Genomic DNA, 15,678 nt, shown 5'->3' with positions numbered 1-15,678 from the left:
TCGTACATCTCCATCATGATGTCCGAGCCGCCGACGAACTCGCCGCCGATGTAGAGCTGGGGGATGGTGGGCCAGTTTGCGTAGTCCTTGATGCCCTGGCGCACGGCCTCGTCCTCCAGGACGTTGAAGGTCTTGATGTCGGCGGCGCCGGCGGCCTTCAGGATCTGGATGGCACGGCCGGAGAAGCCGCACATCGGGAACTGGGCCGTGCCCTTCATGAAGAGCATGACGCGGTTGGACTTGACCAGATCGTCGATGCGTTGCTGAACGTCGCTCATTGCAGTTCTCGGGAAGGCAAAACCGCGATTATCCGAAAGTCGGCACTCCCCTGTCGCCGCGCTGGTTTGCGCGGCCTCCTTCATCGGGCTTCAGTAGCTGTAGGCGAGGCCCAGTTGCAGCAGGGGCTTGAAGCGCAGGTCGCGCATCGCATCCTCGAAGCCCTGGGCGCTGCTGCGCCCCAGGCGCAGTCCGCTGTAGGAGCCTGACATCAGGCCGAAGTCGGCGCTGAAGGCGAAGCCGCTGCCATGGACGCGGCCGGTGTATCCGATGCCGACATAGGACAGGTTGGCGCTGGGCTCCAGCGCATAGATATCCATGCTGTTCAGCGACAGGCTGCGCCGGCCCGCGGCGATGGGGCCGCCGTTGCCAAGAGCCAGGCCGCCGCTGCTCTGCGACATGGACAGCGGGCCCAGCAGCAGGCCGCCCGTGGCGCGCAGGCCGCCGCCCAGGCCGCTGAAGCCGGAACGGGTGAGGTAATAGTCGCCGAGCAGGTTGGCGCTGAGGACGCGGGAGCCACCCAGGCGCGGTGTGGTCTCGGAGCCGGTGTCGGCGGCGTTCAGCTGCAAACGCGCCTGCCAGCGGGAGGTGGCGTCGCCGTCGGCCCAGGCCGAAGCTGCTACCAGGGCAGAGAGGCTCAGAACTACAGCGCGGGCAAGGCGGGTCATGATCGTCTCCTGCGCGGTGCAGCGACAGGCACCGGGATTCGATACTACGCCGGCTGGGGCCCCTCGTGCAGGAAGAACTTGGGGCAAAAGATCACGCAAACGCCGGGAGACGTTCGCGAGCCGGCAAGCCTGGCTATCAGCCTGGCCAACGACCTCCGCTGGCCCGGGCCCGGCCGGCGAGATCGCGGCGCAGGGCAGTCTCGGCGAAGCCCCGTCGGGCCAGGTGTTGCGCCACCGCATCGTCCTGGTCCCAGCCATGCTCCAGCAGCAGCCAGCCGCCGGGCGACAGATGTTGCGGTGCAGCATCAATCAATTTCCGCAGGTCGGCCAGACCGTCGCCACCGGGTGTCAACGCCGTGAGGGGCTCATGGCGCAATGCGGGCAGGTGCGGGTCGTCGCCGGCGATGTAGGGCGGGTTGCTGACGACGAGGTCGAAGCGCCGGCCGGCCAGGGGCTCGAACCAGTTGCCGTGGTGCCACTCGACCGGCAGGCCCAGGCGCGCGCCATTGGCGCGGGCAACGACCAGGGCTTCGGCGCTGAAGTCGACGGCTGAGACCTGGGCGCGGGGGCAGGCGGCCTTGAGGGCCAGTGCGATGGCGCCGCTGCCGGTGCCGAGATCGACCACGGCCGGCCGGCCGGGCAGGTCGGCAAGCAGCGCCAGCGCCCAGTCGACGAGGGTTTCCGTGTCCGGACGCGGGATCAGCGTGGCAGGCGTGACCTGCAGCAAGAGGCCATGGAAGGGCTGCCAGCCCGTCAGGTGCGCCAGCGGCTCGCCGCCGGCCAAGCGGCGCAGCGCGGCCTCGGCGCCGGGCGCGGGCGTGTCGCCATGGGTAATGAGCCAGGCGCGGCTCTGGCCGGTCAGGTGGCTCAGCAGTGCCTGCGCGTCGCCGCGCTCGATGCCGAGCTGCCGGGCCAGGGCCAGCGCTTCGTCAACGGTCATGGAGCCCTCCGCGCGCTGGACGCTCTGCGCTGGCTGCCGAGGCGAAGCCTCGCCGCTTCGGGCGGCCGTGCAGGGCTCACGACCGACCTTCCTCGAGCTGGGCGAGCTGCTCCGCCGCCTGGGCTGCAAGCAATCCCTGGATCACGTCGTCGAGGTCGCCATCCATGATCTGGCCCAGCTTGTACAGCGTCAGATTGATCCGGTGGTCGGTCAGCCGCCCCTGCGGGAAGTTGTAGGTGCGGATGCGGTCGCTTCGATCGCCGCTGCCGATCAGGCCCTTGCGCGTGGCCGCCTCCTTGGCTTCACGCTCGATGCGCTCCTTGTCGCGCAGCCGGGCCTGCAGCACGGCCAGGGCCTTGGCCTTGTTGCGGTGCTGGCTGCGGTCGTCCTGGCATTCGGCCACCAGGCCGGTGGGGATGTGCGTGACGCGGATGGCCGAGTCGGTCTTGTTGATGTGCTGGCCGCCGGCGCCACTGGCACGGAAGGTGTCGATGCGCAGGTCCGCCGGGTTCAGCGTGATCTCCTCGGCCTCGTCGGGCTCGGGCATCACGGCAACGGTGCAGGCGCTGGTGTGGATGCGGCCCTGTGATTCGGTCGCCGGTACGCGTTGAACGCGATGCCCGCCGGACTCGAACTTCATGCGGCCATAGACACCGTCGCCTTCCACGCGGACCACCAGCTCCTTGTAGCCGCCGAGGTCCGATTCGTTCTCTGACAAGATCTCGGTGCGCCAGCCCTGGTTCTCGGCGAAGCGCAGGTACATGCGCGCCAGATCGCCGGCGAACAACGCCGACTCGTCGCCGCCCGTGCCGGCGCGGATCTCGAGGAAGGCGTTGCGCTCGTCGTCCGGGTCCTTGGGGATGAGCGCGAGCTGCAGTTCCTGGTCCAGCCCGGTCAAGGCGGCCTCATTGGCCGCGATCTCCTCGCGGGCCATCTCGGCCATGTCGGGGTCGGCCAGCATCTCGCGCGCGGCGGCGAGGTCGGCCTCGTGGGCTTGATAGCGGCGGTAGCGCTCGACGAGCCCGGACACCTCGGACTGCTCCTTGGTCAGCGCGCGGTAGCGCTTCATGTCGGCGGCGACGCTGCCGTCGGCAAGGAGGGCGTCGAGTTCGGCGAGGCGGAAGCCGAGGCGGTCGAACTGCTGGCGCAGGGAGTCTTTCATGGCGGCGAACGGAAGGGCAGTCGGAAGGCGGCGCGCGGGGGCGCGCGCCGGGCGGCGGTGGTGAGCGCCGCTAAGACTGCTTGCCGCGCAGAAACAGGCGCGAGACGGTTTGCGCCAGTTGCAGGCGCTGCTCGCCGTCGCTGGCGTGCAGCTCGGCCAGGGTGCCGTGCAGCAGCTTCTGCGTGAGACCGCGGGACAGGGCGTCCAGCACTTCGTCCACGTCCGCGCCCTTGGCAAGCAGCTTGCGGGCGCGGGTGATTTCCAGTGCGCGCCAGTCGTCGGTCTGCTGGTGCAGGGCCTGGATCAGAGGCACGGTGTGGCGCTGGTCCAGCCAGTGCATGAAGCTCTGCACGCCGGTTTCGACGATGGCCTCGGCCTGCTCGACGGCGGCCTGGCGCTTCTCGCCGGCGGTCTGAACCTGCTGGGCCAGTTCGTCGACGGTGTAGAGGTAGATGTCGTCCAGATGGGCGACTTCAGGTTCGATGTCGCGCGGCACCGCCAGGTCGACCATGAACATGGGGCGGTGCTTGCGCTTTTTCAGCGCACGCTCGACGGCGCCCAGGCCGATCAGGGGCAGGCTGGATGCTGTGCAGGAAACGACGATGTCGAACTCGTGCAACCGCTCGGGCAGGTCGGACAGGCGCACGGCCTCGGCGCCGAAGCGGATGGCGAGCTTCTCGCCTCGCTCCAGGGTCCGGTTGGCCACGGCCATGTGGGCCGGCGTGCGGGCCGCGAAATGAGTCGCGGTCAGCTCGATCATCTCGCCGGCACCGACGAAGAGCACGCGGGTCTTGGCCAGGTCCTCGAACAACTGGCCGGCCAGGCGCACGGCGGCGGCCGCCATGCTGATGGAATGGGCACCGATCTCGGTGGAGCTGCGCACTTCCTTGGCCACCGAGAAGCTGCGCTGGAACAGCTGGTGCAGCGTGGTGCCCAGCGCACCGGCAGCCTCGGCCTCCTTCACGGCCTGCTTCATCTGACCGAGGATCTGCGGTTCGCCCAGCACCATGGAGTCCAGCCCACTGGCGACGCGGAACGCGTGGCGGGCGGCGGCGCTGCCCTGCATCACATAGGCATGCTCGCGCAGCGCGCCGGCCTCGACGCCGCCGGTCTGCGCCAGCCAGGCGATGGCCGGCTGCACCTGGGCCGTTGGCGCCGCGACATAGACCTCCGTGCGGTTGCAGGTGGACAGGATGGCCGCCTCGGGCGTGCCGGGCAGCTTCTGGCGCAGGCCCGTCAGCGAAGGCGCCAATTGCTCCAGCGTGAACGCGAACCGCCCGCGGAGGTCCAGCGGGGCGGTGTTGTGGTTCAGGCCGAGAGCAAAGACCGACATGGAGGTGAATTGTAGGATTCGCCGCTTTTCCGCCACTGACAACGATCAAGTCCGAATGAGCCCGCTCGACGCCTTCTGGCATCTCGCCAACCTGTTTGCACCGGCCTGGGGGCTGGCGGCGCTGCTGGCGTTGGCGATCAAGGCGCTGTGGCGGCGGGAGGCGAAGTCTCTGGCGTGGCGGCGGCTTTGGGGCTGGGGGGCGGCGGGGGGCAGTGTGGCGGTGATCGCCACGGTGCTGCTGCTGGGGCGCGACGGCAGGATGGCGGGCTACGCATTGCTGCTGCTCGGCGTGGCCCTGCCGCAGTGGTGGCTGCTCAGCTTCAGGCGCTGAGGACTTCTTCCGTCGTGACGACCTCGCCGCGCAGCGAATGCGCGAAGGCGGTCGTGATGCGCACGTCGACGAGCTGGTTCATCAGCCGCGACGAGCCGGGGAAGTTGACGATGCGGTTGCATTCGGTGCGGCCCATCAGCTCGGTCGCATCCTTGCGGGACGTGCCAGTGACGAGGATCTTCTCGATCTTGCCGACCATGCCTTGCGAGATCGTCAGCGCATGGGCCTCGATGGCGGCCTGCAACTCCTGCAGGCGCTTCACCTTGACCTCATAGGGCGTCGTGTCCTCCAGTGCCGCGGCCGGCGTGCCGGGGCGGGGGCTGAAGATGAAGCTGAATGACGCGTCGAAGCCGACGTCGTGCACCAGCTTCATCAGTTTGGCGTGGTCCTCGTCGGTCTCGCCGGGGAAGCCGACGATGAAGTCGCTGGCCAGGCGCAGGTCCGGGCGGATGGCGCGAAGCTTGCGCACGATGCTCTTGAACTCCAGTGCCGTGTAGCCCCGCTTCATCGCCATCAGGACGCGGTCGCTGCCGTGCTGCACCGGCAGGTGCAGGTGGTTCACCAGTTGCGGGATCTTGCCGTAGGCCTCAATGAGGCGAGGGCTGAATTCGTTGGGATGGCTGGTCGTGAAGCGCAGGCGCCGGATGCCGGGAATCTCGGCGGCGTATTCCAGGAGCAGGGCCAGGTCGGCATGCTCGGCGGTGTCGCCCATCTTGCCGCGATAGGCGTTGACGTTCTGGCCCAGCAGGTTGATCTCCATGACGCCTTGGTCAGCCAGGCCGGCGATCTCCGTCAGCACGTCGTCGAACGGGCGCGAGACCTCCTCGCCGCGGGTGTAGGGCACCACGCAGTAGCTGCAGTACTTGGAGCAACCCTCCATGATGGACACGAAGGCCGAAGCGCCCTCGACCTTCGCAGGCGGCAGGTGATCAAATTTCTCGATCTCGGGGAAGGAGATGTCCACCTGCGGGCGGCGCTGCTCGCGGCGCGCTTCCAGCATCTGTGGCAGGCGGTGCAGGGTCTGCGGGCCGAACACCACGTCCACGTAGGGCGCGCGCTCGATGATGGCCGCTCCCTCCTGGGAGGCCACGCAGCCCCCCACGCCGATCATGACGCCCCTGGCCTTCAGGTGCTTCACACGACCCAGGTCGCTGAACACCTTTTCCTGCGCCTTCTCGCGCACCGAGCAGGTGTTGAACAGGATGAGGTCGGCCTGCTCGGGGTCATCCGTAGGGGTGTAGCCCTTGGCGGCTTCCAGTACGTCGGCCATCTTGTCCGAGTCGTACTCGTTCATCTGGCAGCCGAAGGTCTTGATATAGACCTTCTTGCCTGTCGTGTCGGCGCTCATGACTTGATCCAGGTCTGGTTGCCGGGATTGAACTGCCAGGTGGCAGATTCGGCGGGTGTCGTCGGCCAAGGCTTGTTGGCGAGTTCGGTGGGGTTGAGCACCCAGACGTCCATGACCAGCCCGCTGCTCTCGACCGTGTAATGCACGATGAGCTTCTGGCCCGTCAGGCCCGCCGGCGGTACCCACAGGTTGGTGTCACCCTTGATGCGGCTGCCGGGCGCGAGGCGGGCGGGCTTGCCGTTCAACAGCGCGTCGGGGAACTGCGTGATGACGAGTTCGCCGCGCAGTGCGCTGGGCGGGAAGAAGCGGTGTGTCTGTGCGTGGGCAACGAGACAGCTGGCGGCCAGGGCGACGCCCAGTGCGGGAAGGACACAGCGGTACATGGTATTTGTCCAGTGGCTGCGAGAGCGGCCACCCCTGGAGGCGGCTGCGAAGCGGCAAAGAAAAACGGCCCGAGATCAGCTCGGGTCGTCGGGATTTCGGTGTGCTCCGGGGCGGCGGTGCCCGGATGCGGCCAACAAAATCAACGGCTTGGGCCCGAACTGGCGCCACGGATGGCGGGGGGCGCGAGGGTTGTGGATTCTGCCAGCATTCGCTTTTCGCGTCTTTGACACAGCGATCGATGCCAAGGGGGGGGCGGCGTTGTTGAGGGGCCATCCCTCCGATCCCGGCTTTGATCTGGAACAAACAGGTCTCGCAAGGCCGCAACCTATAGTGACTTGATGCCGCACTGATGCGGTCATGCAAACAGTCGGCAGGGGTATGAGGGGAAGGTTGCGGCGGGGGCTTGTTCGGGCGCAGATGGCCATGGTGCTACCGATCGCTGCGCAATCGGCGGAGATCGATGTCGATGCCTTCAACACCTACAGCGTGCCGCCGTTCGTTGCGAGCGCCGGGCGGGGCCTGGACGTGGAGGTCGTGGACTACCTGAACCGCAAGCTCCAGGGCAGCTATCGCCTGAAGCTGTCGGTCCTGCCCCGCGAGCGACTGCTCAAGCGCCATCTCAACTCTCCACACCGGTTTGCCGGGCTCTCCCTCTTCATGGCGCCACAATTCGTCGATGACGTGGCCCAGCAGCAATTCCTCTGGAGCCCGCCGCTGTTCGATGATCAGAACATGCTGATCTTTCGAGGTGCGCCCCGCAGCAAGGTGCAGCGTCTGGAGGACCTGAAGGGGCTGCGCTTTGGCGGCGTGCTCGGCTACCGCTACGTGGGCTTCGACGACATGGTCGCGGCCGGCTCGCTGGTCAAGGAGAACGCCGGCAGCGCACAGGCCTCGCTGCGTCAGGTGTGCCTCGGCCGCGTTGATTTCACCCAGATGAGTCGTGTGATGTTCGACGCGCTGGCGGCCGAGTCGGGCTGCGCGGATCGGCTGGTGATGCAGGCCGTACCGCAAAGTGCACCTTTCGGCCGCCGCATCATGATGGGCCGGGCCTATCCCGAGCTGGCCGCCAAGATCAACGAAGCCGTCGAGCAAATGCCATGCGACCGCGAGTGGCGGCGCGTCGCCGCAGGGCACCGCATCAACCTGCCGGCATGTCGAGGCGTGCTACGCTGATTTCCCGCGCCTTGAAGGAGCCGGGGCAGCCGTCGGAGGCAAGCCAATGCTGGTAGACCTCGCGCGGTGCATGCGGACGAGCTCCGTTTCCGGAACGACCGCCTGGCTCGAAGGCCAAGCCGGGCGGCGTGGCCACCTGATGGAGCGAGGACTTCGTCACCACTTCACCGATGCAGACCTCGTCGCCCTTGCAGTGCAGTCAAGCCTGCATGGTGGCTGCGTTCATCTCCTGCTGCGCCTGGGTGCTGGGCACGCAGCCCGCGGCTTCTAGCGACTTTGCCGCTTCTGAGGCTGTGCTGCCTGTTCGCGCATCTCGCTGCTGCGTTCCTGCGCGGCCTGAGTGGACTGGGTGGACTGGGTGGACTGGGTGGAGGACGTTGACTGCGCTGCGGCCGCCGTCAGAGGTCAGCACTGTGGAGGTCCTGTAGCGCTGGCTGATGTTGCCCTTCTCCCAACTGCCGTTTTCCTGCCAGGACTCCACGCCCTTGACTTTAATCTCGATGCGCAGGGTGCCTCGCTGCTCGGCGAGGATCGGGGCGCACAGGGCTACCCCAGCAGTCACCACCCCCGAGCTTGTCAGGCGACGGCGATGGAGGTGAGGATGGAATTGATGCGACATGAAGTGTTTCTTGGGTTCAATCGCAGTGCGAGAGTGCGTGATGGGGAGCTTCACAGGCCGCCGAGGCCATCCGTATCGGGGGCGTGCTCGGCTGCGGTCCGGGGCTGCTGCAGCGTCGAGGCCAGTGGTGGTGCATCGGGACCCGCCATCGGCAGGGCGAGAGCATGGTCGAATGCGGCGCTGCTGGCCGGCAACGCATATTCCTCGTCAGGCGCCCAGCGCAGTCCGAGTTGGCCGCCGTCTTCGGCCAGGCGATCCGGCAGCTCGAGCGACAACGTCTGCGTGTTTGTCCAGCTCCCGCCTCCCTCCTGGATCAGCTCCGTGGCCACGACTGCCGAACTGCGAGCACCGACCATCGCCAGTTCGAATCGCGGCGTCGGTGCGGCTGGATTCCAGAAGCCGACGAGGCTGTAGAACTCATTGCCAGCGCCGCCCGCCAGCAGCGTCAGCGGGGTGCGCCCGGCGCCGCTCCAACTCACGGTTTGCGTCGAGCCGGGTGAGCTGCTGTGTGCGTGACTGCCCGAGGCGCGCCAGTCCCAGTGGGACGGGGCGTCGGCCGGCGTTCCCAGCACCGGCATGCGTGCCGTGCGCAGCGGGCCGTGCGGACCGTCCCGCCAGGGCTGGATGTCGGCACGCAGCGAGAACGCCAGCGTGTGCTGCAGCGCCAGGCTGCCAGGCCCGCGCTGGTGCAGTTGCAGCGTGCCGGACCAGCGCGTCAGCGGTCGGGCATTGCTCCAGCGCGAGCCCACGCGAACGGCAACATGGCCGGCCGAACCAGGGCCACTCCGCGGCAGCGCGACGACCACCTCCTCAGGTGACCAGCGCAGCAAGGTGAGCTCGGTCGGCGCTTCGGGTTGCCAAGGCAGCCCTTCGTGGGTGTCTGGGGCGACGAGCTCCGTGCCGATCCACACCGCACCCGGCACGCTGCCAAAGGCGCCCTGCAGCACGAGCTGGCTTTCTCCCTCGGAGACGAGCAGGCGCTGGATGGTCGGCATAACCCCGCCCGGCTGGCCGCGCAGCACGGTGAAGTTGAACCGCGTGACGCCACCTTCTGTGGGGTCTTCGTAGCGCGTCAGGCCCTCGGCATCGGTACGCGCCAGGATGGCGACATGGTCGTGTGGCCGGTTCAGCGGCACCCCTTCGGCCGTCGCGCGATTGGTGGCGAGAAAGTCGTCCAGCAGCCGGTCGTTGACCGCACCGGCGCGGTGTACCCACACCGGCTTGTTCCAGCCGCCGTAGAGGGCAGCGCCGGCGGCGGCAAACGCGTCGCGCAGCGCTGGGTTGTCGCTGGCACAGGCATTGATCACCACCACGCTGTCTGACGAGAACCGCCAGCCGTAATGGCTGATGAAGGTGGGGGTGATCGCGAACATCGTGAGCGACTCCCAGCTGCCGCGCAGCCAGGCGATCGCCGCGATGTAGTAGATCAGCCGGCCCGCGGTCAGGTCTGCCTGATGGGCGGCAAGCGTGTGTTCTTCCACCATCGTCTCAGTGAGCAGCGCATGCGTCATGGTGCCATCCGCATTCAGCGTGCCGCCGTGGGTGGCCCAGTTCAGAAAGCCCAGCTCGGGCAGTGACTTCAGCGTTTCGACCTCCGCGAACTGGCTTCCAGGGATATCCCAGCCGGCGTCTCGCAAAGGGGTTTCGAATGGGTCGAAGCGCCCGATCTCGCCGTCCTCGCGCGGGTAAAGGGCGAAGCAGCAGAAGCTGCGCGCCGCGCGCGATACCGGCACGCCTGTCGGCCGGACGGCCGCGGGGCCGGCGGCGGTAGCTGCCGGGCCTGAGGCTGTCGCACCCGCGGTCGCGCTGGGGGCCATGGGAGCGGCGGACCGCGCCGCGGGGCGCGTGGCGGCAGGTGCCGGCGGGCTGCCGACCAGCAGCCAATGGCCATCGGCGAAGCGCGCGGCCACGCCGCCGTCGGGCATCACGTCGACGCGGCTGAAGCGGCCGCTGGCGCGCAGTGTGTCGGCGAGCTGCACCGGGTTGGCCTGAGCGGCGCCGGCGCGCAGACGGTCGAAGTCCGCCTGGGTTGCCGTGAGCGCTGCATGACGGGCTGCGATATCCGAGCCGCTGGGCTGGCCGCCGGGCTGGGGGGCAGGGGAAGTGTCGCTGCCACCGCCGCCACAGCCGACCAGGCCGGTTGGCAACGTAGCCCACGCGGTCAGGCTGGCGGCGCGGCGCAGCCATTCACGACGGAGTGGGGACGGCGGCGCATCGGCCGCAAGTTCTTCAGGGAGGGTATCGGACATCGTGAGAAATGCAGAGGGCCTGGGAGCGAAGTGACCTGCTAGTTACGCTGATAAGGGAAAACCAGTGTGTCTCTGTAGTCGCTGCGATTGGCACCGTTTTGCTTATGGCATCTCCTCTCGTGAGATTGAAAATCTCTGCATGGACCGAATTGACAGGGAAATCCTCAGCGTGCTCGCCGCTGATGGTCGCCGCTCCTATCGCGAGATCGGCGAAGCCGTGCATCTGAGCGCAAATGCAGTGGCCGAGCGGGTGCGGCGGTTGCTGAAGGAGGGGGCGGTCCGCGCGATTCGGGCCGACATCGATCCGGCCGTGGTCGGGCGGCCCGTCGAAGCCCAGATCGACGTGAAGCTGCGCCCGGGCATCAGCGCGGAAGACTTCGAGCGTGCATTGCTTCTGCTGCCGCAGGTCGTCAGCGCGACGCTGATGACGGGCACCTACGACTATGTTCTGCGCGTGGCCTGTACGGACCGCGCAGACCTCGTGCACGTGACCGAGACGCTGCGAAGCCGCAGCGGCGCTTTGGAAACCTACGGCCGCGTCATCCTGCGTGAGGTGCGTCTGCCGCCTTGGCGGTGTTGAGGCGCGGTGGTCGGGCTCGACAAAGCCCGTGCAATGCGCCGCACGCCGCACGCCGTCCGACGTGGTGTCGCATGAGTCGCGAACACCTAAACAAAAAGCCTTGTGAGTCAATGACTCACAAGGCTTTCGATCTGGTGGCGCTTCAGGGACTCGAACCCCTGACCTGTGGATTATGATTCCAGCGCAACCTTCGTTGAACCCCAATGAGCAATGTTGAGGTATTCTATGTAAATCAACAGCTTAGGCGTTCATTTGGCGAATTTCGTGTTGAGCAAGATTGGTCTTTTTCGATCTTTTTTGCCTACAAGTTGCCTACAGATTGCCTACAGGTCAACGAGGTGAGGATGAGCAAGGATAGCAGGGTGCGTTTGACGGCCGGCCGCGTGGCGGCCTTCACCTGTCCGGCGGGCAAGTCACAGTCCTTCCTATGGGACACGGATTCCCCCTCGCTCATGCTGCGCGCCACGCCCACCGGGCGCAAGACGTACGCCTTCGAGGGGCGGCTGAACGGCGCGACCATCCGCGTTGCCATCGGCACGGTTACGGACTGGACGCTCGAAGCGGCGCGCAGACGGGCAGGCGAGCTGAAGCAGATGGTCGATACCGGCCTTGATCCGCGCGAGGTTGAGAAGGACCGCCAAGCCGCCAGCGAGGCTAGGAAGCGCGAACAGGCCGCGCAGGTCGAAGCGGACCGCCTGGCCGGCGTGGCGTTCGGCGTGGTCTGGACCGAGTACCTGGAAGAACGCCGCGAGCATTGGGGGGCGGTGCACTATGCCGATCACGTCAAGATGGTCAAGGCGGGCGGCGAGCCAGTGAAGCGGGGCGTGAAGTTGACGCCGGGCGGCGAGCGCCCCAAGACCATCCCAGGGCCGTTGTTTCCCTTGCTGGACGTTCCGCTCCGCGAGCTGACGCCTGCGCGCGTGGAAGCCTGGGCCGTCGAGCAGGCCAAGACTCGGCCGACCTATGCGCGCCTGTGCTGGCGTTGCCTCAAGGTCTTCCTGAACTGGTGCGCCGAGCATCCAGACTACGCGCGCTTGTTGTCGACCGCGAATCCGGCCAAGACCAAGAAGGCGCGTGAGGCACTGGGCAAACCCGCCGTGAAGGATGACGCGCTGCAGCGGGAGCAACTGGCGGTCTGGTTTGCCGCTGTCCGAGCCATCGAAAACCCCGTCATCGCCGCCTATCTGCAAACCCTGTTGCTTACCGGGGCGCGGCCCGGTGAAGTGCTAACCCTGCAATGGGAGGATGTGAATACGCAGTGGAAGGGGCTCACGATCCGGGACAAGGTGGAAGGCGAGCGCGTCATCCCTCTGACTCCGTACGTGGCGAGCCTGCTGGAGTCGCTGCCGCGCCGCAATGAATGGGTGTTCTCCAGCACGCGGGCGCTGAGTCTCGACCCTGAAAGCATTAAGCGCAGGCAGGCCAAGCACGCGCGCAGAGGGTCAGTCGCGCCGGTTGGTGAAGTGACGCAGGGGAGCGCTTCGGGGCATCTCGTAGACGCCAGCGCGTCACATCGCTGCGCATGCGCGACCGCTGGCCTTGCAGGCTTGACCCTTCACGGGCTGCGCCGCAGCTTTGCGAGCCTGACGGAATGGCTGGATATACCTGCCGGTGTCGTTGCACAGATTCAAGGCCACAAGCCCAGTGCCACGGCCGAGAAGCACTACAAGCGGCGACCGCTGGACCTGCTCCGGGTCCATCATGAGCGCATCGAAGCCTGGGTTCTTGAGCATGCGGGCGTCCCGCTGCCGACCGTGGCGCCGTCGCAGGGCCTTAGGGTGGTTGCCTAAGGGGCCGGGTCTCGTCGTGCCGTTGAGGGGGTGCCGCGAGTCCCTAAGGGGCGCACCCTAAGGGGCAGTCCCTTAGGGTGGCGCGGCATCAACGTCAATCAACGGCAATGCAAAAATCCGGCAGTGACATACGCCGACGCACACCGCAGATGACAGCACCGTCCAGCATTGACATTGATTGCATCCTGAAAGAACGGTTCCCGCTGGCGGCGCTGATCCCGGCTGTTGAAAGCCTGCATGCGGCTATCGCCCAGCAGGTGCCGGAAGCCTCTTCGACGGACGCGGACCCGATGGCCGAGATGAAAGCGAAGGTCTTGGCAGCCCGCAAGGAACTTGCTGCGCTTCCTGCGGAACAGGTGGCGACGCTGGCGGCCCAGAGCAGGGCGCGCGCGCGTGCGCAAGCGGCGGCCCGTGATGCCCAACGTGCAGCGGAGAAGCAGGCTAAGCAGGACGCGGCGGAGAAGTCACGCTTCTACAACCAGCCGGCCGCACAGGCGCGGTTCGAGTTCTGGTGCAAGGCCGATTTTTGGACCGTGGATGAAGCTGCCGCGCTGCTGTTGGGGCGCGACCCGGAAGCGGTCAACCCCAAGACCCTTGCGCACGAACTGAGCCAGCCCACCGGCTTGATGGGCTTGGGGGAAAAGCCTGGACGCGCCAATTTCCATCGTGAATTCGACGAGTTGCGCATGTTGATGTTGCGGGCCGAGGCGCTGACTGGCCCAAGGCTGAAGCCATCAGTTGTTTTGGCATGGGTGCAACGGTCTGGCGTGGTCATTCCACCCCCGCGCATGGTGGCGTTGCTGTTGGCGTCATTGGCGGCTGATGACAGTGGCGCGGCAAAGTCGCAGCCTGCCATGCCGGTTGCGGAACCTGTAGTGCCAGCGCGCGGCACGGCGAAGCAGTGGACGCCGGAGCGGCTTGCTGCGCTGCGGGTCTATCGTGAGAAACATGGACCAGCCGCAGCAGCGGCGCATTTCGGCATTTCGACCAGCCGCATCCGGCAACTGCTGCCCGGTGACTCTGTGAAGCCCGCTGCGGCCAGCCCTTGGGCCGGGCTGACGCACAAGCTGAAGTAGCCCGGGCGTGGGCGTTAGGCCTAACGCGAGCCTAACGCCATGCCAAAGAAATTCGTTCTGCGACAGTGACTTAGCGGTCAACGCCCCCCGGCCGTTTGACCGTTAGGGGTCTTGCTCCCCGAATCTCCGTTCCGTCATCAACTCGCCTCTACAGGCACGATATGGAACGAAGCAAGATCAACCTGACCCCCCTTGACCGTGAAACCCGCGCCGCCTTGACGACGGCCGAAGCGGCCGGCCACCTCAACCGCGCCGAGCAGACGTTGCGCCTGTGGGCCATGCGCGAAAACGGCCCCATCCGCCCGCTGCGCATCAATGGCCGCCTGGCCTGGCCGACCGCCGAACTGCGCCGCCTGCTGGGGTGCGCCGTATGACCCATCCTATCGATACCGTCCTGGCCCGCGCAGAGGGCTTCGGCCTTAAGCAGCATGGTCCGTCGCGCTGGCGCTGCGCCTGCCCGGTCTGCGGGGGCCGCAACCGCTCGACGTTGAGCATCGGCGCGACCGACGATGGCGCCGTTTTGCTGAAGTGCTTCAAGTCCGAGTGCGACGCTGAAGCCATCGCTCGCGCCTTCGGGCTCGACATCGCCGACCTGTTCCCGCCCCGTGAGTCGCACGGAGCAGCCCAACGGCGCCGCCGCCTGCTGTCTGCCGGTCAGGCCCTGGAACTGCTGGAGGAGGAGGCAACGTTTCTTGCCGTGCTCGCCTCGGGTATGGCGCGCGGCCAGGAGGTCACCGTACAGGACCGCGACCGCGCACAACGCGCAGCCGGCCGCATCAGCTACCTGCGCCATGAGGCCCGCCAATGATCGACGAAGCGACCCGCAACGCCATTGATCGGGCCATGGACGCGGCGCACGACCCCAAGCCGGCATCCGCGCTGCGTGCGCTGGACGTTCACGACCTGGCCCGCATCCCATTCAAGCCCCGCGCCGAGATGCTGGCGCCCTGGCTGCACTCTCAAGACCTATGCATGGTCTACGCGGCACGCGGCATCGGAAAAACGCATTTCGCGCTGTCGGTTGCCTATGCCGTCGCCACGGGTGGCAGCTTCGGACCGTGGCAGGCACCGCAGCCGCGAAAGGTGCTCTACCTGGACGGCGAGCTGCCCGGGTCCGTGATGCAGCAGCGTTGCCTGATGCACTGCCCGGATGCTGAGCCGCTACCCGGCTATCTGCGCGTGCTGACGCCGGACATCGTGCCGGAAGACGAAACCCTGCCCGACATCTCGACGCCGGAAGGACAAGCCGCAATCGAGCTGTCCATTGATCCAGACACGGAATTGATCGTTGTCGACAACCTCAGCGCCTGGGCGCGCACTGGCCGCGAGAACGACGCCGAGAGCTGGCACCCCATCGCGACCTGGCTGCTATCGCTGAGGCGGCGCGGCATCGCCGTCCTGCTCGTTCACCATGGCGGCAAGAACGGCCAGCAACGTGGCACCAGCAAGAAGGAAGACCTGCTGGATGTCGTCATCAGCCTATCCCGCCCCAAGGACTACGACCCACAGCAGGGCGCCGTCTTTGTCCTGGAGTTCACCAAGGCCCGCAATCTCACGGGCACCGAGGCGGAGAGCCTGGAATTCACGCTGGGCGGCGACGAGAACCGCGCGCTCTGGAGCTACAGCAGCGCCGAGGCTTCCACCGTAAGCGCGGCCTCACCACCCTCTTGACCTAGACGTCGAGTACGTGGCGCAGCAGCTCGAAGCCGACGCGCCAGTTGCGGCCGTCCATGGCTTGCAGTGTGGCAG

General features: G+C 67.0%; 17 protein-coding genes. 8 read left to right on the top strand and 9 right to left on the bottom strand.

Annotated features, from left to right (window positions below; all coding sequences use genetic code 11):
• The 5 genes from grxD to hemA all read right to left on the bottom strand — a co-directional run.
• On the bottom strand, nucleotides 1-278 hold a 278-nt coding region (gene grxD / locus VGF12_RS16930; protein WP_331177218.1), incomplete at its 3' end, for a Grx4 family monothiol glutaredoxin.
• 90 nt (nucleotides 279-368) lie between these two features.
• Nucleotides 369-944: a hypothetical protein gene (locus tag VGF12_RS16925; protein ID WP_331177217.1), complete on the bottom strand. Its 576-nt coding sequence runs from the start codon at nucleotides 942-944 to the stop codon at nucleotides 369-371.
• Between the two features lie 136 nt (nucleotides 945-1,080).
• Entirely contained in the window at nucleotides 1,081-1,884 is an 804-nt protein-coding gene (prmC, locus tag VGF12_RS16920) for a peptide chain release factor N(5)-glutamine methyltransferase (RefSeq protein ID WP_331177216.1), read from the bottom strand.
• Between the two features lie 76 nt (nucleotides 1,885-1,960).
• The gene (gene prfA, locus VGF12_RS16915; protein ID WP_331177215.1) at nucleotides 1,961-3,046 is read right to left on the bottom strand and encodes a peptide chain release factor 1; all 1,086 of its coding nucleotides are present in this window, start codon (nucleotides 3,044-3,046) and stop codon (nucleotides 1,961-1,963) included.
• 70 nt (nucleotides 3,047-3,116) lie between these two features.
• Nucleotides 3,117-4,379 carry a glutamyl-tRNA reductase gene (hemA, locus tag VGF12_RS16910; protein ID WP_331177214.1) on the bottom strand — a complete coding sequence of 421 codons (1,263 nt, stop codon included), beginning with the start codon at nucleotides 4,377-4,379 and terminating at the stop codon, nucleotides 3,117-3,119.
• Nucleotides 4,380-4,434: 55 nt separating this feature from the next.
• Here hemA and VGF12_RS16905 point away from each other — a divergent pair, with 55 nt between their 5' ends.
• The gene (locus VGF12_RS16905; RefSeq protein ID WP_331177213.1) at nucleotides 4,435-4,710 is read left to right on the top strand and encodes a hypothetical protein; all 276 of its coding nucleotides are present in this window, start codon (nucleotides 4,435-4,437) and stop codon (nucleotides 4,708-4,710) included.
• Here VGF12_RS16905 and miaB read toward each other — a convergent pair.
• Nucleotides 4,700-6,058: a tRNA (N6-isopentenyl adenosine(37)-C2)-methylthiotransferase MiaB gene (gene miaB / locus VGF12_RS16900; RefSeq protein ID WP_331177212.1), complete on the bottom strand. Its 1,359-nt coding sequence runs from the start codon at nucleotides 6,056-6,058 to the stop codon at nucleotides 4,700-4,702. The two genes, VGF12_RS16905 and miaB, sit on opposite strands and share 11 nt — an antisense overlap.
• Nucleotides 6,055-6,441: a hypothetical protein gene (locus VGF12_RS16895; protein ID WP_331177211.1), complete on the bottom strand. Its 387-nt coding sequence runs from the start codon at nucleotides 6,439-6,441 to the stop codon at nucleotides 6,055-6,057. The genes miaB and VGF12_RS16895 overlap by 4 nt, the downstream gene beginning before the upstream one ends.
• Before the next feature lie 424 nt (nucleotides 6,442-6,865).
• On the opposite strand from VGF12_RS16895, the gene VGF12_RS16890 reads away from it, so the two are divergent.
• A complete protein-coding gene (locus VGF12_RS16890; RefSeq protein ID WP_331177210.1) occupies nucleotides 6,866-7,615 on the top strand; it encodes a transporter substrate-binding domain-containing protein in 750 nt (249 codons plus the stop codon).
• 199 nt (nucleotides 7,616-7,814) lie between these two features.
• On the opposite strand, the gene VGF12_RS16885 is transcribed toward VGF12_RS16890, so the two are convergent.
• Complete coding sequence (locus VGF12_RS16885) at nucleotides 7,815-8,234, bottom strand: hypothetical protein (RefSeq protein ID WP_331177209.1); 420 nt, start codon at nucleotides 8,232-8,234, stop codon at nucleotides 7,815-7,817.
• A 50-nt stretch (nucleotides 8,235-8,284) separates the two neighbouring features.
• Nucleotides 8,285-10,483, bottom strand: a complete 2,199-nt coding sequence (locus VGF12_RS16880; protein ID WP_331177208.1) for a hypothetical protein — start codon at nucleotides 10,481-10,483, stop codon at nucleotides 8,285-8,287.
• Between the two features lie 139 nt (nucleotides 10,484-10,622).
• On the opposite strand from VGF12_RS16880, the gene VGF12_RS16875 reads away from it, so the two are divergent.
• The 6 genes from VGF12_RS16875 (at nucleotide 10,623) to VGF12_RS16850 (ending at nucleotide 15,600) form a co-directional block, all read left to right on the top strand.
• On the top strand, nucleotides 10,623-11,063 hold the full coding sequence (locus VGF12_RS16875) for an Lrp/AsnC family transcriptional regulator (protein ID WP_331177207.1): 441 nt from the start codon (nucleotides 10,623-10,625) through the stop codon (nucleotides 11,061-11,063).
• A gap of 344 nt (nucleotides 11,064-11,407) precedes the next feature.
• Complete coding sequence (locus VGF12_RS16870; RefSeq protein ID WP_331177219.1) at nucleotides 11,408-12,853, top strand: integrase family protein; 1,446 nt, start codon at nucleotides 11,408-11,410, stop codon at nucleotides 12,851-12,853.
• 107 nt (nucleotides 12,854-12,960) lie between these two features.
• Nucleotides 12,961-13,929 carry a hypothetical protein gene (locus VGF12_RS16865; protein ID WP_331177206.1) on the top strand — a complete coding sequence of 323 codons (969 nt, stop codon included), beginning with the start codon at nucleotides 12,961-12,963 and terminating at the stop codon, nucleotides 13,927-13,929.
• Between the two features lie 161 nt (nucleotides 13,930-14,090).
• Nucleotides 14,091-14,303: a DNA-binding protein gene (locus tag VGF12_RS16860; protein ID WP_331177205.1), complete on the top strand. Its 213-nt coding sequence runs from the start codon at nucleotides 14,091-14,093 to the stop codon at nucleotides 14,301-14,303.
• A complete protein-coding gene (locus VGF12_RS16855; RefSeq protein ID WP_331177204.1) occupies nucleotides 14,300-14,737 on the top strand; it encodes a hypothetical protein in 438 nt (145 codons plus the stop codon). The genes VGF12_RS16860 and VGF12_RS16855 overlap by 4 nt, the downstream gene beginning before the upstream one ends.
• Nucleotides 14,734-15,600: an AAA family ATPase gene (locus VGF12_RS16850; protein WP_331177203.1), complete on the top strand. Its 867-nt coding sequence runs from the start codon at nucleotides 14,734-14,736 to the stop codon at nucleotides 15,598-15,600. Before VGF12_RS16855 ends, VGF12_RS16850 begins: the two co-directional genes overlap by 4 nt.
• The last annotated feature ends 78 nt before the right edge of the window (nucleotides 15,601-15,678 follow it).

It is taken from the genome of Roseateles sp. (assembly GCF_036404855.1).
Taxonomy (GTDB): domain Bacteria; phylum Pseudomonadota; class Gammaproteobacteria; order Burkholderiales; family Burkholderiaceae_C; genus Pelomonas.
Note: the sequence above shows the minus strand (reverse complement) of the source record. Positions and strands in the feature narration are given on the sequence as shown.

What these genes read in the sequence shown, in the direction of transcription:
- VGF12_RS16925 (WP_331177217.1), bottom strand. Translation starts at nt 944, where the DNA reads ATGACCCGCCTTGCCCGCGCTGTAGTTCTGAGCCTCTCTGCCCTGGTA.
- prmC (WP_331177216.1), bottom strand. Translation starts at nt 1,884, where the DNA reads ATGACCGTTGACGAAGCGCTGGCCCTGGCCCGGCAGCTCGGCATCGAG.
- prfA (WP_331177215.1), bottom strand. Translation starts at nt 3,046, where the DNA reads ATGAAAGACTCCCTGCGCCAGCAGTTCGACCGCCTCGGCTTCCGCCTC.
- hemA (WP_331177214.1), bottom strand. Translation starts at nt 4,379, where the DNA reads ATGTCGGTCTTTGCTCTCGGCCTGAACCACAACACCGCCCCGCTGGAC.
- VGF12_RS16905 (WP_331177213.1), top strand. Translation starts at nt 4,435, where the DNA reads ATGAGCCCGCTCGACGCCTTCTGGCATCTCGCCAACCTGTTTGCACCG.
- miaB (WP_331177212.1), bottom strand. Translation starts at nt 6,058, where the DNA reads ATGAGCGCCGACACGACAGGCAAGAAGGTCTATATCAAGACCTTCGGC.
- VGF12_RS16895 (WP_331177211.1), bottom strand. Translation starts at nt 6,441, where the DNA reads ATGTACCGCTGTGTCCTTCCCGCACTGGGCGTCGCCCTGGCCGCCAGC.
- VGF12_RS16890 (WP_331177210.1), top strand. Translation starts at nt 6,866, where the DNA reads ATGGTGCTACCGATCGCTGCGCAATCGGCGGAGATCGATGTCGATGCC.
- VGF12_RS16885 (WP_331177209.1), bottom strand. Translation starts at nt 8,234, where the DNA reads ATGTCGCATCAATTCCATCCTCACCTCCATCGCCGTCGCCTGACAAGC.
- VGF12_RS16880 (WP_331177208.1), bottom strand. Translation starts at nt 10,483, where the DNA reads ATGTCCGATACCCTCCCTGAAGAACTTGCGGCCGATGCGCCGCCGTCC.
- VGF12_RS16875 (WP_331177207.1), top strand. Translation starts at nt 10,623, where the DNA reads ATGGACCGAATTGACAGGGAAATCCTCAGCGTGCTCGCCGCTGATGGT.
- VGF12_RS16870 (WP_331177219.1), top strand. Translation starts at nt 11,408, where the DNA reads ATGAGCAAGGATAGCAGGGTGCGTTTGACGGCCGGCCGCGTGGCGGCC.
- VGF12_RS16865 (WP_331177206.1), top strand. Translation starts at nt 12,961, where the DNA reads ATGCAAAAATCCGGCAGTGACATACGCCGACGCACACCGCAGATGACA.
- VGF12_RS16860 (WP_331177205.1), top strand. Translation starts at nt 14,091, where the DNA reads ATGGAACGAAGCAAGATCAACCTGACCCCCCTTGACCGTGAAACCCGC.
- VGF12_RS16855 (WP_331177204.1), top strand. Translation starts at nt 14,300, where the DNA reads ATGACCCATCCTATCGATACCGTCCTGGCCCGCGCAGAGGGCTTCGGC.
- VGF12_RS16850 (WP_331177203.1), top strand. Translation starts at nt 14,734, where the DNA reads ATGATCGACGAAGCGACCCGCAACGCCATTGATCGGGCCATGGACGCG.